The organism is Cuneatibacter sp. NSJ-177, assembly GCF_022867805.1.
Taxonomy (GTDB): domain Bacteria; phylum Bacillota; class Clostridia; order Lachnospirales; family Lachnospiraceae; genus Pseudolachnospira.
On record NZ_JALIFO010000006.1, the window covers coordinates 869,007 to 886,115 of the forward strand.

General features: G+C 55.7%; 9 protein-coding genes. 8 read left to right on the forward strand and 1 reads right to left on the reverse strand.

What is annotated here, in order from left to right; all coding sequences use genetic code 11:
• Positions 1 to 2: 2 nt before the first annotated feature.
• The 7 genes from MUB23_RS11925 to MUB23_RS11955 all read left to right on the forward strand — a co-directional run bounded on the left by MUB23_RS11925 (position 3) and on the right by MUB23_RS11955 (position 11,680).
• A complete protein-coding gene (locus MUB23_RS11925; RefSeq protein ID WP_244800784.1) occupies positions 3 to 980 on the forward strand; it encodes an ABC transporter ATP-binding protein in 978 nt (325 codons plus the stop codon).
• Positions 980 to 1,936 (forward strand): ABC transporter ATP-binding protein, encoded by a 957-nt coding sequence (locus MUB23_RS11930; RefSeq protein ID WP_244800785.1) that lies wholly within the window; start codon positions 980 to 982, stop codon positions 1,934 to 1,936. Before MUB23_RS11925 ends, MUB23_RS11930 begins: the two co-directional genes overlap by 1 nt.
• 310 nt (positions 1,937 to 2,246) lie before the next feature.
• The gene (locus MUB23_RS11935) at positions 2,247 to 3,851 is read left to right on the forward strand and encodes an ABC transporter substrate-binding protein (protein ID WP_244800787.1); all 1,605 of its coding nucleotides are present in this window, start codon (positions 2,247 to 2,249) and stop codon (positions 3,849 to 3,851) included.
• A 57-nt stretch (positions 3,852 to 3,908) separates the two neighbouring features.
• On the forward strand, positions 3,909 to 5,648 hold the full coding sequence (locus MUB23_RS11940; RefSeq protein WP_244800789.1) for a CocE/NonD family hydrolase: 1,740 nt from the start codon (positions 3,909 to 3,911) through the stop codon (positions 5,646 to 5,648).
• 199 nt (positions 5,649 to 5,847) lie between these two features.
• Positions 5,848 to 7,302 (forward strand): IMP dehydrogenase, encoded by a 1,455-nt coding sequence (gene guaB / locus MUB23_RS11945; protein WP_244800791.1) that lies wholly within the window; start codon positions 5,848 to 5,850, stop codon positions 7,300 to 7,302.
• Positions 7,303 to 7,612: 310 nt separating this feature from the next.
• Entirely contained in the window at positions 7,613 to 11,158 is a 3,546-nt protein-coding gene (locus MUB23_RS11950; protein WP_244800793.1) for a DUF4214 domain-containing protein, read from the forward strand.
• 27 nt (positions 11,159 to 11,185) lie between these two features.
• Complete coding sequence (locus MUB23_RS11955; protein WP_244800795.1) at positions 11,186 to 11,680, forward strand: DNA-deoxyinosine glycosylase; 495 nt, start codon at positions 11,186 to 11,188, stop codon at positions 11,678 to 11,680.
• Between the two features lie 98 nt (positions 11,681 to 11,778).
• Here MUB23_RS11955 and MUB23_RS11960 read toward each other — a convergent pair whose 3' ends face one another.
• Positions 11,779 to 13,776, reverse strand: coding sequence for a sodium-translocating pyrophosphatase (locus MUB23_RS11960; RefSeq protein WP_244800796.1), 1,998 nt, complete (start codon positions 13,774 to 13,776; stop codon positions 11,779 to 11,781).
• Between the two features lie 383 nt (positions 13,777 to 14,159).
• On the opposite strand from MUB23_RS11960, the gene MUB23_RS11965 reads away from it, so the two are divergent.
• Entirely contained in the window at positions 14,160 to 17,090 is a 2,931-nt protein-coding gene (locus MUB23_RS11965) for a DNA translocase FtsK (RefSeq protein WP_244800798.1), read from the forward strand.
• The last annotated feature ends 19 nt before the right edge of the window (positions 17,091 to 17,109 follow it).

Consider the following 17,109-nt stretch of genomic DNA (forward strand, 5'->3'; position numbering starts at 1 on the left):
CCATGAAAGACGAAAAGCAATTATTGAATATAAAGAACCTGGTGGTGGAATACCGGACCGACGGAGGCGTGATCCACGCGGTCAACGGTTTTGACCTGAGCCTGAAAAAGGGGGAAGCCCTGGGTCTGGTCGGGGAGACCGGCGCCGGGAAAACCACGGTGGCAAAGGCGATTCTCCGGATCCTGCCGGACCCTCCGGCAAAAGTGTGCAGCGGAAGCATCGAATTTGAAGGGGAAGATCTCCTTCGCCTCAGCGAGGCCAACATGCACCGGATCCGCGGAAATAAGATCTCTATGATTTTCCAGGACCCAATGACCGCTCTGAATCCGGTGGAGACCATCGGAGAGCAGATCGCGGAGCCGGTCCGCATCCACAACCGCGTCTCCCGCTCCGAGGCTAGGAAGCGCACCATCGAGATGCTGGAGATGGTGGGAATTCCAGGGGAACGTTACTCGGAATATCCCCATCAATTTTCCGGAGGCATGAAACAGAGGGTCATCATTGCCATGGCGCTGGCCTGCAATCCGGAGCTGCTGCTGGCGGATGAGCCCACCACGGCTCTGGACGTGACGATTCAGGCTCAGGTGCTGGAAATGATGGCAAACCTGAAAAAAGATCTTGACACCTCGTTAATTTTGATCACCCATGATCTGGGGATTGTTGCCGAGATGTGTGAAAAGGTGGCGGTGGTTTACGCAGGGGAGATCGTAGAGAGCGGGACAGCGGACGATATTTTTAACCATACGGCCCATCCCTACACCGAAGGGCTGTTCGATTCCCTGCCCCGGATCAACTCCACCGCGCGGCGGCTAAGGCCCATCAAAGGACTGATGCCGGATCCGTCCAATCTGCCGGAGGGCTGCAAGTTCTGTCCCCGCTGCCCCTATGCGGAGGAGATCTGTCAAAAGAAAAATCCGGATTTCACCGAGACAACGCCAGGTCATTTTGTCAAGTGTCATAAACGGAAGGGGGATGCGTGATGTCTGCCATACTGGAAGTACAGGACTTGAAAAAATACTTTAAGACACCCAAGGGCGCCCTTCACGCTGTGGATGGGATCAGCTTTCAACTGGAAGAGGGGAAAACCCTGGGAGTCGTGGGAGAGTCCGGCTGCGGAAAATCTACCCTCGGCCGCACCATCCTACACCTTTTGGACAGTACGGGAGGAAAAATCTTCTTTGAAGGTCAGGACGTGACAAAACTGGATAAGCCTGCTTTGAAAAAATACAGGGAGAAGATGCAGATTATTTTCCAGGACCCCTTTGCTTCCCTGAATCCCCGGATGACGACCGCCGAGACCATCATGGAACCCTTGATGCTAAGGGGCGGTATGAGCCGGGACGCCATGTTACAGGAGACGGCGGGGCTCATGGAGACCGTGGGCCTTGCCAATCGTTTTGCCAACGCCTATCCCCACGAGATGGACGGCGGAAGAAGGCAGAGAATCGGAATCGCCAGGGCTCTGGCCCTAAGTCCCAAATTCATCGTCTGCGACGAGCCAGTCTCTGCCCTCGACGTCTCGATCCAGGCCCAGGTGCTGAATCTGATGTTGGACTTGCAGGAGGAGCGGAACCTGACTTATATTTTCGTCACCCATGATTTGTCCGTCGTCAAATACATCTCCGACGAGATCATGGTCATGTATCTGGGGCAGATGGTGGAGAAGACATCCTCCGAGGATCTCTTCGCCAACCCGCTCCACCCCTACACCAAGGCGTTGCTCTCCGCCATCCCGGTGCCGGAGGTTCCCTGCAAAAAGCAGCGGATCCTTCTAAAGGGTGAGATCACTTCCCCGATCGATCCCAAACCCGGCTGCCGTTTTGCCGCCCGCTGCCCCTACGCCGGCGAAGAATGCCACCGCCCCCAAACCCCAGAAGAAATCCAACCCGGCCACTTCGTCTCCTGCTGCCAAGCAAGAAAAATCAACGCCATGTAAAAAAACCTCCCACCCAGAATCGAGCCAGAGGGAATGGGCGCAGAATACGCCAACCATGCCCCACCCAGAAGCGTGCCCAAGAGGGGGGGAGTGCAGAGGGGGCCGTTCGGATTTACCAGGATTGCAAAGCAATCGTGGGGCCGCCCGGCAGTGGCATCAAAGATTTGCTGAAGGCAAATCTACATATGCGGTCATTGCAACTCTGAGATCGGCCCCCCTTTGCGTCCCTATTCCGGAGGCCTCCAGAACCGTCAATGGTTTACCCACAAAATAGAACAAATAAACATAAAAAAATAAAAGGAGAAAGAGAATGAAAAAGACCATGAAAAAAGCACTAGCAGCCCTCTTAGCTGCAGCCCTAACCCTGTCTCTCACCGCCTGCGGTTCCGGCAGTGACGCGACAACAGCCGCCCCGGCAGGCGCCGGAGTAGCAAGCAGCGCCTCCGGAGGAACATTCGGAGGCAGCAAGGGAGAGGGAGCCGCCGTCTCCGCCAAAGATACCTTAAACATCGGCATCAATAAAGACAACGGTACCCTAGCCCCGGTTTACAACTCTCAAAACCCCGGTTATGCGATCTACGAGACCTTGTACATGGTGGACTACAACACCGAGGAATACCAGATGATGCTGGCAGAATCCGCGGAGACCACCGACAGCACCCACATGACGGTCAAACTGAAGGACGGCATCACCGACAGCGCAGGCAATCCCCTGAAAGCCAGTGATGTGGTATACTCCCTGCAGTACGCCACCACCGATACGATCTCCGCGATGTACGTGGCATACATCGACATGGAGGCCACCCACGCAGTGGACGATCTGACCGTAGAAATTGTTTTGAAGGAGACCAATGTCCAGCAGTGGTACCAGCTCGGCGACGTCCGCATTTTTACCCAGGCCGCCATGGAAGCCAGTTCGGACGGGATGGTAAATACTCCGGTGGGGACCGGCCCCTATAAGGTCACCGAATATATTTCTGGTTCCTCCATTAAGATGGAAGCCAGAGACGACTATTGGGGAGAGGCTCCTGCGATCAAATATGTAAACTGGATCGTCATCTCGGAAAACTCCCAGAGGGCTATTGCCCTGGAATCCGGCGAGATCGATCTCTGCCTGGACACGGCGGCCAGCGATTATATGAGATTTGAAGGCCAGGAAGGCTACGGCACCTATGTCCGCCATCTGTTCCGCAACGCGATCCTGGAGTTTAACTGCTCCGAGTACTCCATCATGAAGGACGTCAAGGTGAGACAGGCCGTCGCCTACGCCGTCGACAGCAACGCGGTTTTAAGCACCGTATTCAACGGGCTGGGCGAAGTCTCCAATGGGGCCACTTCCAACGCCTGCGCCGCCTTTGATCCGACCTGGAACAACGAATATTATCCCTACAATGTGGAGAAAGCCAAAGCCCTGCTGACGGAGGCTGGAATCGCGGAAGGAACCCATGTCACCATCGGCAACAACGGAACCACGGTCAACTCGATGATCGCAGAAGTCGTTCAGTCCTTCCTGCTGGCGGTTGGTTTGGATGCGGAAATCATGACCTACGACAACGCCACCTGGAGCAGCGTCCGCCAGGATGCCAACTGCGGCCTGGATATCTGCGTACAGGTCTACTCCAGCCCTGACGGCTACTATGCCGGTGAGATCTGGTCCGGCGTTTTCTCCTCCGGCACCAACCATTATGAGAATGAAGAACTCTATCAACTGATTTCCGAAGCCATGGCCACCGTGGACACAAAAAAGCAGCTGGAGCTCAACAAACAGATCAACGACATCATGGTCAGCGAAGTCCCCGGTTACGGCCTTGTGGACATGAGCAACCTCTACGTCTGGAACGCTTCTCTGGCCGGTGTGGAGGAGATGGCCCTGGCCAACACCAGGGTGATTCCGAATGTGTTGTACTTTAAGTAAGCGGCGATTCTGAGAGACACGAAAACGAAGCCATAGAAGCTGTTTGAGGATATGGAAATGAAAAAACAATATAACGCAGCCATACCCATGCGGGACGGCCTGATTCTCCGTGCAGATCTCTATTTTCCAGAGGAAGGCGCCTGCTTTCCCACGATCCTTGTGCGCACCCCGTATGACAAAACAGAGTATACCCAGACACCCCGTTACACTTCCCCGGATCTCTACACCGCCTCTGGCTATGCGGTCGTGGTCCAGGACTGCCGCGGCACCGGCGAGTCCGAAGGTCATTATCAGCCCTGGCTGATGGACGCGGAGGACGGCTACGACACGGTGGAATGGGTTGCGGCCCAGGAATGGAGCAACGGAAAGGTCGGCATGATGGGGTCTTCCAACCTTGGAGCCACCCAGCTATTGGCGGCGTCCATGCGGCCTCCTCATCTGACCTGCATCTGTCCGGCCGGAACCTCCGCAGGCTTTCCTTTCTTTAAAAACGGAGTCATGGACCTGGCCGGAACCGCCATCTGGTACATGCAGCAGGCGGTCCGGACATCCCGCCGCGCCGGGATGGAGCCGGAAGCTTTGGCCCGGCTTGCACAAAAGATGAAGGAACTTTCCGACCGGGTGGAAGAGCAGCTGCCCTGCCTTCCGCTGAGAGATATCCCCTTCGCTCATGTGGAGGACGTGCAGATGGATCGGTTTTTCCTGGAATACCTGGATCATATCGAGGAGGTGGCTTACTGGACCAAACTCCATATGCCGGCGGACTTACGGGCCATCGAGGTCCCGACGCTCTGGATTATGAACTGGTATGACCACCTGGCGAAAACCGTACTGGAAGGGTATCATACCATGAAGTCCGCCTGCGTCCCTTCGGCCCAGGACAATCTGTACCTGTATTTCGGACCCTGGCGGATTTACGGCGGTGTCGAGGGCAGCGATGCCGGCGCCTGCCTGCCCGGCGATCCGACGGGGCAGCCGGTCTGGGGGATCGGGAAACGGCTGTCCGAGATTTTGCTCAGCTGGTTTGATTTTTGGCTGAAAGGGGAGGACAGCAGCTTTAACCGGGAGCAGCATGTGCTGGTTCATACGTTAGGGGAGGAGGCCCGCTGGCGCTACGAGGCGGCGTGGCCTCTGCCGGAAACCGTGTTTACCCGATTTTATCTTTCTTCCTGCAAGGGCGCCAACACCTTCCACGGCGACGGCCGCCTGACAAAAGAACAGCCCAAAACGGAACTGCCGGACAGTTATGAGTATGACCCGAAGCACCCGGTGCCGAGCAAGTCCGGTCTGGTGATCAACCCCAAGGATTCTTTGATCCAGGATCAGACGGAGGTGGAGGCCAGACGGGATGTGCTGGTGTACACGACGGAGGTTCTGGAGGAGCGGATGGAAATCACCGGACCCGTCACCGCCAAACTCTGGGCCTCCACAGACGGTCCCGATACGGACTTTGCCGTGAAGCTGGTGGATGTCCATCCGGACGGCACCCCCTATAACCTGACCGAGGGGATTGTCCGCGCCCGCTTCCGGAATGGCTGGGACAGACCGGAGCTTCTAATCCCCGGCGCTGTCTATGAATATGAAATTGATCTGGGCGGGATTGGGATTGTTTTGGGGAAGGGCCATGCAATCCGCATCGAGATCGCCAGCAGCAATTTCCCTAAATGGGACCGAAATCTGAACACCGGCCACGCCGTGGGACAGGACGCAGAGACTCGGATTGCCAAGCAGAAAATTTATCACGACGCGGAACACCCGTCTCATGTGGTGCTGCCGGTGATCCCTGCGAAGCAGTAAGAATCGGTTCATTATCGGCAAAACTCTGCTGCACTTCCCGGCAGGAACCGGCAGAAACCGGCAGAAAAAAAGAGATTATTCTATTCCAATAAAATTTATCAGGTTTTTCCTTTGCTTTCTTGACATCGGCGGTTAGTTTTGCTACACTCGTAACAATACAAAAATAATCTCAACAAACGATAGAAGGAGAAGCGCGACAATGGGGAAGATTATTGGCGAAGGAATTACTTTTGATGATGTGCTGCTGGTTCCGGCCTATTCAGAAGTCACTCCCAATATGGTAGATATTTCTACCCACCTGACCAAAAAAATCAAGCTGAACATACCGATGATGAGCGCCGGTATGGATACCGTAACCGAGCACCGTATGGCCATCGCGATGGCAAGACAAGGCGGAATCGGAATCATCCATAAGAACATGTCGATCGAACAGCAGGCGGAGGAAGTGGACAAGGTAAAGCGTTCGGAGAACGGCGTCATTACCGACCCTTTTTACCTGTCTCCGGATCACACCCTGGCGGACGCCAATGAGCTGATGTCCAAGTTCCGGATTTCCGGCGTCCCGATTACCCAGGGAAAGAAGCTGGTGGGCATCATCACCAACCGCGACCTGAAATTTGAGGAGGATTTCAGCCGGAAGATTTCCGAGTGCATGACTTCCGAAGGCCTGGTGACAGCGGAGGAAGGCATTACCCTGGCGGAGGCCAAAAAGATTCTTGCCAAGGCCAGAAAAGAAAAGCTCCCGATTGTGGACAAGGACTTTAACCTGAAAGGCCTGATTACGATCAAGGACATTGAAAAGCAGATCAAATACCCTCTGTCCGCAAAGGATGAGCAGGGCCGCCTGCTCTGCGGCGCGGCGGTCGGCATCACGGCCAATATGATGGAACGGGTGGGCGCCCTGGTGGATGCCAAGGTGGACGCGATCGTCATTGATTCGGCCCACGGCCATTCCAAGAACATCCTGACCGCGGTCCGCGAGATCAAGGCCAAGTATCCGGATCTCCAGGTCATCGCAGGAAATGTGGCGACCGCGGAGGCTACCAAAGCGCTGATCGAAGCAGGCGTGGATGCCGTGAAAGTGGGCATCGGTCCAGGTTCCATCTGTACCACCCGTGTGGTGGCCGGTATCGGCGTGCCCCAGATTACGGCGGTCATGGACTGCTATGAGGCGGCAAAGTCCAGCGGGGTCCCGATTATCGCCGACGGCGGAATCAAGTATTCCGGCGATATGACGAAAGCCATCGCGGCGGGCGCCAATGTCTGCATGATGGGTTCCATGTTTGCCGGCTGTGACGAGAGTCCGGGAACCTTCGAGCTGTATCAGGGCAGAAAATACAAGGTATACCGCGGCATGGGTTCCATTGCTGCCATGGAAAACGGCAGCAAAGACCGCTATTTCCAGAACGACGCAAAGAAGCTGGTTCCGGAGGGCGTGGAGGGCCGTGTGGCCTACAAGGGAACCGTCGAAGACACGGTGTTCCAGCTGATCGGCGGCCTGCGGGCAGGCATGGGCTACTGCGGAGCTTCGACCATTGAGAGCCTGAAGGAGAACGGCCGGTTCGTGAAGATTTCCGCCGCTTCCCTGAAAGAAAGCCATCCCCACGATGTGCATATCACAAAGGAAGCACCGAACTACAGCATTGATGAATAAGAATCTCGATTCTGAGAGATAGAAAGCCCCGGCTGTTCTGAGAAAGGACAGCCGGTTTTTTTGCGGAAAAATACTTCCTGCCTTTTGGACCGGCCTGGATTCCGGAAGTTTGGGCAGGGCATAAAAGATAAAATGTGAGAAGCTGCCAATGGTTGGCGTTGATTCCAAAGATAAAATGTAGTAAACTGAGCATGAAGATTCCGGAAATAACAGGCTCTTACAGGCGGAACGGCGGCTCTTTTCAGTACATCGGAACTGCCCTTCGAGGAGAAAAGAGAGACGGTGGAAGGAAGAGATGAGGAGGGGAAACATGAGGAGAAGATGGGCGCGGCGTCTGAGTTTGCTGCTGGCGGTTTTGATGCTTACTGGCAGCGTTGCTTACGGAATGGAACTGCCGGGAGAAGTCCCGGAGACAGGAGGCCTGAAACTAGAGGAAGAGACCCTGCCGGAGACGGAGCCGTTTCCGGTAACGGATGCGGAGGAGAGCAGCGCGGATGAGACGGGCCGGGAGACGTTGCCGGCCGATCCTTCGGAAGCGGATTTATCCAGCGGACCGGAGGAACCGGAAGAAACTTCCTGGGCGGAAGGTTCTGCGGAGGAGATTCTCCAACTGGAGCTGGATCATTATGAATCGGTTCAAAACCGTCCGTTGGCATCAAACGCAGCGTCCCGTTCGGTTCAGAACGTGATTGTATTTCTGCGTTTTCAGGACGCGGGCGAATACATTACCGGGCAAAAGGTGGCGAACGCAGAAAAAACTTTCAATGAAGATGAGAATTCGCTGAAAAAATATATGGACCGGATTTCCTACGGCCGGTATCAGGTGAGCACGGCGTTTTTTCCGCAGAACGGGGACGGCAGTTATTACTCGGTGGAGATTTCCCATCCGAGCGATTATTTTAAGCGCCAATATACCAAGGAGGACGGAACCGCCAGCGAGGGCTACACCAGTGGGACGCAGCGGTCTGATCGGGAGTTAGAGCTGGTCACGGAAGCGATGCAGGCGGTTTGCGCCCAGTTGGAGGCCTCCGGCCTGAGCCTGGATACAGATGGGGACGGCATCATCGACTCCATCTCCTTTGTAATTCCGGTTTATGGGATGGGAGGAATCGAGAACATTGAGCACGGTGATCTGCTCTGGCCCCATAAAATTGATTCCTGGATTGAGGTGCCGGTGAACGGGCTGCATGTCAGAACCTACACCATGCTGAACCGAGGCAGTGAAAATATCGGGATTTTTGGAGCCGTGAAGCGTTCCTCTCAGACGATGATCCATGAATACCTGCACTCCTTGGGGCTGCCGGACCTATACCGCGTCGGCGATCTGAATGCGAAGCCGGTCGGGCCATGGGACATTATGGAAGGAGGCGGATCAGAGCCCCCCAATCTGTCGTCCTATTATCAACGGGAAGTGCTGGGGTACGGCACCTCTCTGTCCGTCCTGACGGAGACAAAGAAAAATATTACGTTACCAGCCGCCCAATATGCGGATCCCAGCGAATCCTATGCTGTGATCGTCCGTTCTCCCCGGAGAAACGACGCGTCGTTTGTCATTGAGAACAGGCCTGTGGATTCGGGAAATGAGGATCAGAAGAACTCCGGGCTTCTGATTTACCGGATCAATGAAAGCGGGAACGGTCCCAGCGCCTGGGATGGAAATGCGGCGGGGCCGCCGGATTTTATCTATGTGTTCCGGCCAGGGGAGAGTGATTTTAATGCAGCCGACGGGGAGATTGGCTATGCCACTTTGTCGGAGGACAATGCGAAGGGCTTTACCTCCCTGGGAAAGGCGCTGGGGACAGAAAATCAGGGGTATGACAATGGGATCCTCTATTTCGCAGACGGCGCCAACAGCGGGATCATCGTCGATCAGATCCGGAAAAATGGGGACGGCTCCATCACCTTTGATTTGACTGTTCCGGAAGCGTTGTCCGGAAAGGGAACGGAGTCGGAGCCCTACGCGATCCGGACCGCTGGGGACCTCGCGGCGATCGGGGCGTCGCGATCCGGAGAGTGGTATCGGCTGATGAACGATCTGGACCTGAGCGGACAGGATTTTCCGGTGATTTCCAGATTCCAGGGGATTTTGGACGGAAATGGAAAGACGATCCGGAACCTGACTGTGAACGGAAAGTTTGGGGCCGGTCTGGTGGATCAATTAGCAGCCGGCGGCGTTCTGCGGGATTTGGTTTTCGTGAACCCGGAAATTCATGCCGGGAACGGATACGCCGGGATCGTGGCGGAATCTTATGGGGAACTGTCCGGGATTGTGGTGGAAGGAGGCACAATTTCCTCCGGCAGCCGGGCGGGAGGCCTGGTTGGTTATCTGCTGAATCAGGGATCGATCCAGGGCTGCCGGACTTCGGCGGATGTGACGGCGGCCGAGGCGGGAGGACTCTGTTCCTATGTGCAGGAGGCGGAAATCCGGGACAGTTTTGCTTCCGGCAAGGTCAGCGGTTTGTCGGAGACATCGGTTCTCGGCGGCGTATTTTCCAATTTGGTGGATGTCTCGGATCATAAAATGGTGTTTTCTCAGGTGTATTGGGATTTAAACGCCACCGGCCAGGCGCTGTCGGGATGCGAGTGGACAGCATCTTCCGGGAAAATCTTTCCGGGGACCACAGGAATAAGGATAAAGGCCACGGCGCTGAAACAGACAGGCGATTCCGGTTTCGCATCGGTGGAGAAGACGGGCGATCTCCCGATTCCGGCCGGCGTCTGGGAAAGCACAGATTCCGGGGTGCTCTCCGCGGACCCTTCTTCCGGTGCGATCAAAGCCCAGGGAGCCGGAACAGCGGCCCTTTGCTATACATTTTCCCTCGGCACAGTAAAATGCAGTGTAAAACAGGATTTTTCCATTACTCACAGCCACATCCCATTGACGGGTATCACATTGAACAAAAGCAGCCTGAGCCTGACCGAGGGGGATCAGGCAACTTTGACTGTGAGTTACCAGCCGGTAAACACGACCGACAGCAGGACCGTGAGCTGGAGCAGCAGTAATCCGTCGGTTGCCACAGTATCGAATGGAACCGTGACGGCGCGGAAGGCCGGGACAGCCGTCATCACAGCAAAAACCCAATCGAAATCAGCTGCCTGCCGGGTGGAGGTTAAGGCTCCGGACCCGGTGGGAGATTTTGTGACCCGATTGTACGAATTAGTTTTGGGCAGGACTCCGGATAAAAACGGATGGTTGTTTTGGAAAAATCTTTTGCTGACCCGTCAGCAGTCCGGCACCGGCGTTGCCTTTTGCTTTATCTTCAGCCAGGAATATCAACGGAAAAATACTGCGGATGCCGGCTATGTTGAGATGTTGTACCAGACGATACTGGGGCGCAGTTTTGATGCCTCCGGAAAGGCATTCTGGCTGGAGCGGATTTCCCAGGGCATGAGCCGCTATGGAATATTTGCCGGATTCTCCAACTCACGGGAATTTCGGGAGATTTGCGGCCGGTACGGGATCGACGCCGGAACATACACCTCCCCGGAGGCGGTGGACCAGCGTCCCGAAGTGACTGCCTTTGTCTCTAGGATGTATACGGTCTGCCTGGGCCGCCGGTTTGACAAAACAGGTCTGTATGACTGGACCAGCCGCCTGATCGCTCAGGAAATGGGCGGCGGAGAGTTGGCCAAAGGATTCTTTTTCAGCAGAGAATTCGTAGAAAAGGGGCACTCGGACCAGACTTATGTGACGCTGCTTTACCGCACCATGCTGAACCGGGAGCCGGACTCGGCCGGACTTCAGGATTGGTGTTCCCGGCTGGCTTCCGGATTCAGCAGGGAATCCGTTTTTGACGGTTTTCTCTACAGCCGGGAATTCACAAAGCTGTGCCAGGACTATGGTATTGAGCGGTAAAAAGGAAGAGAGAGGAATGAGGAGACAGTGAATCATGTCATTCATGAAATTGCACCGGTTTTCGACACATCGTCCCGCATATTGATTCTCGGCAGTTTTCCGTCCGTAAAATCGCGGGAGGGGCAGTTCTTCTACCACCATCCGCAAAACCGGTTCTGGGCGGTTTTAAGCGCAGTTGCAGGGGAAGAAAAGCCGGAGACCGTGGAGGAAAAACGCTCGTTCTTGCTGAGAAACCATATCGCGGTTTGGGATGTGATCGCATCTTGCGAGATCGAGGGGTCCAGCGACAGCAGCATCCGGAACGTCGTGGCGAATGATCTAAGGACAATTTTGGATGCGGCCCGGATCCGGCGGATCTTTACGAACGGAAAGACGGCGGCGCGCCTGTATCATCAATATTGTGAACCGTTGTCCGGCCGTCCGGCCGTCACCCTCCCTTCCACCAGCCCGGCCAATGCAGCCTGGAGCCTGGAACGGCTGATCACGGCCTGGGGGGAGGAAGTAATCTATTTTTTATCTTAAGACGCTTTGCGGAAAAAAAGAGACTTCGGAAATCCTGTTTTACAGGTTCCAAAGTCTCTTTTTGGATTCTTCCTCATCGGAGAGAATCATGGAAACGATTATTTTACAAGCAGACCGCCATAGGTCAAGAACAGCGGTGCGAATACCAGGGAAACGATGGTCATCAGCTTGATCAGGATGTTGATGGACGGGCCCGAAGTATCCTTGAACGGGTCGCCGACCGTATCGCCGACAACGGCAGCCTTATGGGCTTCGCTTCCTTTTCCGCCGTGATTGCCTTCCTCGATGTACTTCTTTGCATTATCCCAGGCGCCGCCGGAATTGCTCATGAAGATGGCCATCAGAACACCGGTAACCAGAGAGCCGGCCAGCAATCCGCCCAGTGCGGAGGTGCCGAGCAGCAATCCCACAACCAGAGGAGAGAGCACCGCCATGATGCCGGGGATCAGCATTTCTTTCAGAGCGGAAGTCGTGGAAATCGCTACGCAGGACTTGTAGTCCGGCTTGCCGGTTCCTTCCATGATTCCGGGGATCGTCTTGAACTGGCGGCGAACCTCCTCGATCATGCTGTATGCGGCCTTGGAAACGGATTCCATGGTCATAGCGGAGAACAGGAACGGCAGCATACCGCCGATCAGCAGACCGATTGTAACGGTGGAATCCAGAATGTTGATGGCGCTCAGATTGACGGCCTGCGCATAGGATACGAACAGAGCCAGAGCAGTCAGAGCAGCGGAACCGATGGCGAAACCTTTGCCCATGGCGGCGGTGGTGTTGCCTACGGCGTCCAGCTTATCCGTGATCTCACGGACCGAGTGATCCAGACCGGACATCTCGGCGATACCGCCGGCGTTGTCCGCGATCGGGCCGTAAGCGTCTACGGCTACGGTGATGCCGGTGGTGGACAGCATGCCCACAGCTGCCAGCGCAATGCCGTACAGTCCGGCAACCTTAAAGGAAACAAAGATGCCGACACAGATCAGAAGAATCGGAATGCAGGTGGACATCATGCCGACGGCCAGACCGGAAATGATGGTCGTAGCGGCGCCGGTCTCGGACTGATCCGCAATTTTCTTGACGGACTTGTAATCGCCGGAGGTGTAAACCTCGGTAACGATACCGATGATCAGGCCGACAACCAGGCCGGAGATGATGGCGATTGCCTGACTAAAGCCGTTGAAGAACATTTTGCTGAGAATCAGGGAGCCGATCACCACCAGGATAGCGGAGATATAAGAACCCATCTTCAAAGCTTTGTGAGGGTTGGCGTTGTCATTGCCGCGGACAAAGAAGGTGGCGATGATGGATGCCAGAATACCGACAGCGGCCAAAACCAGAGGGAAGATTGCGCCTGCGCCGGTGAATGCGGCGGCCTCCAGGCCAACGCCCAGGGTCAGGGCGGATACAAGAGCGCCCACATAAGACTCGAACAAGTCCGCGCCCATGCCGGCCACGTCGCCTACGTTGTCGCCTACGTTGTCGGCGATAACGGCAGGGTTTCTGGGATCATCTTCCGGGATTCCCGCTTCTACTTTACCAACCAGATCTGCACCCACATCGGCAGCTTTGGTATAGATACCGCCGCCTACACGGGCAAACAGAGCGATGGAAGAAGCGCCCAGGCTGAATCCAGACAGGATTTCCACCTGGCCGGTGACAGCATAGATCACGCTGCAGCCGAGAAGGCCGAGGCCGACCACGCACATGCCCATGACGGAGCCGCCGCCGAAGGCGACGCCCAGGGCCTTATTCATGCCGCTGGTCCTGGCCGCGTTGGCGGTGCGGACGTTTGCCTTCGTGGCAACCGTCATGCCGGCAAAGCCTGCGGCAACCGAGAAGACGGCGCCTACCAGGAAGCAGACGGCGGTCAGCCAGCTGATGCCAAGGCCGATTGCTACAAAGAGAATAGCGACGAAGATGACCAGAATCCGGTATTCCGCAAAGAGGAACGCCTTGGCACCTTCACTGATGGCGGCCGCAATTTCCTTCATGCGGTCCGTGCCTTCTTCCTGCTTGGAGACGTTCGCCGCCTTGTAGAGCGCGAACAGCAGGGCGAGCACACCGAGAACGGGTGCTGCATACAGTAAGTTTTCCATAGTGTTTCAGTCCTTCCTATACGTTTTTTGTACTCTATGACGTAAATACGATGATACAACAAAATTAAATTTTTGACAAGCCTTATTGCAGAAGATTTGAAGAAAAAGTCGAGAACGGATGTTTGCTTTCGCTTGAAAATATGTTATACTGAGAATGCCGCCTTAGAGGAAGCAGGGTTGGTTTTGCTTGACACGTCCGCAGGACAAGTTATAATAAGTATGTTATTGCTGTCCAGAGTATTTGCAGCATGCGCCAATGAACGGACAACCGGCGGTTGCGCCAGGTGGGTAAAATACGGCCCGATTTTTTGATTTGCAAATGAAAAGAAGTAATATCTTCCTATTATAAAGGAAGAGTGGGAGTTTTAGGAGGGATTGGAGCATTGGCACAGGCAAAAAGAAAAACGGCCTCCGGGGGAAGCAAAAAAACGGCCTCATCCAGAAAACCGGCGGCCAAGAAGCGTTCCGGAAAGCGGTCTGCCGCGAAAAAGCAGAGCAGCGGAATTGGAAAAGAGATTGGGATTTTGGTCGCTTTCGCTGTGGCCGTCATTTTGTTTCTCGGAAATCTGGGGGTGGCCGGGAAGATTGGGGACAGCTTGAAAGCAGTCCAGTTCGGCGTCTTGGGGTCGGTGGCCTGGGTATTTCCGATTTATTTTTTCTGGGCGGTCTGTTTTGCGGTCTCAAACGGGAGCGATTACCCGGTGGCGGCCTTTTTGAAAATTTTGGTGATGGCCCTGACATTGACGGCTTTCTGCGGAATTTTGGAATTATTGGGCGCCCGCGGTTTGGGGGATGCCTACGGGTTAAAGGAATATTATGAGATGGGCGCCGATGGGATGAACGGAGGCGTTTGCGGAGGAATCTGGTACAAGTTTCTGTATCCCAGTCTCGGCGTGCTGGGCGCTTATGTGGTCCTGGTCGTGCTGGGGATTGCCGGCGTGGTCTTTGTGACCGGGAAATCTTTTATCCGCCCGCTCCAGGAAAAAGGTTCCCGCGTGGTGCACTCTGCAAAGGAAGATATGGCGCGGATGAGGGAAGAGCAGGCGCTCCGCGCAGCCAAGCGGCAGGAGGAAAAACGCCTGCGCACCGAACAGCTCCGGGAGGAGCGTCTTCGCGTGGAACAGAAAGTACAAGGCGTGGACCTGGAACATATTACTTTGGCGGAGGAGGAGAAAACAGAAGCCCTGCCTGCCAAAAAGCGCAGAGGGAGGAAAGAGGAGACTCCGGTGCCGGATCCCGCTGCGGCTGAACTTCCCGCCGAGACAGCGCCGGATTTGGAGACGTTTCACGTCCGGATTCACCAGCCCGAGCCCCTCGCGGCAGAGGAAGAACCGGATTTTGAGATGCCGGTCGGGATGGAAAGCATCCACAGCCGGAAAGATAAGCGGACGCTGTCTGAGTTGGAGGAGTTGGACGCGGAGCTGCGCGCCGCGATGGAGGAAGGTCCGAATACTTGGGAGCCGGAGCCGATTCCCGATATAACCTTAAAGACATCTTCCGAGGAAGCGGAGCCTGTGGTTTCTCCGTGGCATACCTCCGGCGAGGAGACGGACGGCGGGGAAGCCGCTGTCTGGAACATGCCGGCGGAGGAAGAAGAGCTTCCTCCCATTGAATTCGGACCAAACGGAGGGGAGACGGATTTTGACGAGGCGGATGCCATGGCTGCTTACGATGAATTCACTGCGCCGGAACCGTCGTCGGTGGAAGAGACCGTGGTGCCGCTTCCGAAAAAACCGTCCGCCCGCGCCGAGAGTATTTGGCGGGACGGCAGCGCGAAGGACGGAAATTCCGGTATCACCTTCCGGGACGGCGAGGCGAAGGCAGGAGCGGTTCCTGCCGTGGCGCCGGAGCCTCCGAAAGTCAAGAGGGAATACATCATTCCTCCGATGCGCCTGTTAAAGTTGGGTCCCAAGAAGAGCGGGATGTCGGAACAAGAACTGCGGGAGACCGCGATCACACTTCAGCAGACCTTGCAGAGCTATGGCGTGGGCGTGACGGTGACCGATATCAGCTGCGGGCCGACGGTGACCCGCTATGAGCTAAAGCCGGAGCAGGGCGTCAAGGTCAGCAAAATCCTGAGCCTGACCAATGATATCAAGCTGAACCTGGCCGCCGCTGACATCCGGATCGAAGCCCCGATACCGGGGAAAGCCGCCGTCGGTATTGAGGTGCCGAACACGGAAAATCAGACCGTATATTTAAAAGAACTTTTAGATTCCGAGGAGTTCAAGAAATTCCCGTCCCGGATCGGATTCGGCGTGGGCCGGGATATCGGCGGGAAAGTGATCGTGGCGGATCTGGCGCGGATGCCGCATCTTTTGATCGCAGGCGCGACAGGTTCCGGTAAATCTGTCTGCATCAATACGATCATTATGAGTATTTTATATAAAGCGACTCCCGACGAAGTCAAGATGATCATGATTGACCCGAAGGTGGTGGAGCTCAGCATCTATAACGGAATTCCCCACCTGCTGATCCCTGTGGTGACCGATCCGAAGAAGGCGGCGGGAGCCCTGAACTGGGCTGTTGCCGAGATGACGGACCGCTATAAGAAGTTTGCGGAACAAAATGTCCGGGACATCAAAGGCTACAACAAGAAGGTGGAAGAATCCGAGGAAGAAGGCATGGAGAAGATGCCTCAGCTCGTCGTGATCGTCGATGAGCTGGCGGATTTGATGATGGTGGCGCCCGGCGAGGTGGAGGAAGCCATCTGCCGTCTGGCCCAGCTTGCCCGTGCGGCCGGGATTCATCTGGTGCTGGCGACCCAGCGGCCTTCCGTCAACGTGATCACCGGCCTGATCAAGGCCAATGTGCCTTCCCGGATTGCATTTGCGGTTTCCTCCGGGGTGGATTCCCGGACGATCATCGATATGGTCGGAGCAGAGAAGCTTTTAGGAAAAGGCGATATGCTGTTTCATCCTTCCGGCTATCCGAAGCCGGTCCGGATCCAGGGCGCCTTTGTCTCCGACTCAGAAGTCGGGGATGTGGTGGATTTCCTAAAAGCACAGGCGGACGGCGCTCCGGCGGTTCCCCAAGATCTGGAAAGGCATCTGGAAGGCGCAGGTGACGCCGGGTCGGTTGGAGCAGGGGACCGGGATGAGTATTTTGAGCGCTGCGGCCGTTTTATCATCGAGAAGGAAAAAGCTTCCATCGGAAATCTGCAGCGTGCCTTCAAAATTGGTTTTAACCGGGCGGCCAGGATCATGGACCAGCTGGCGGAAGCCGGCGTGGTGGGGCCGGAGGAAGGGACCAAGGCGAGACAGATCCTGATGACCATGGAAGAATTCGACGCGTTGATGGAGACGTTGACATAAGCTTCGCCGCCCAGGAAGG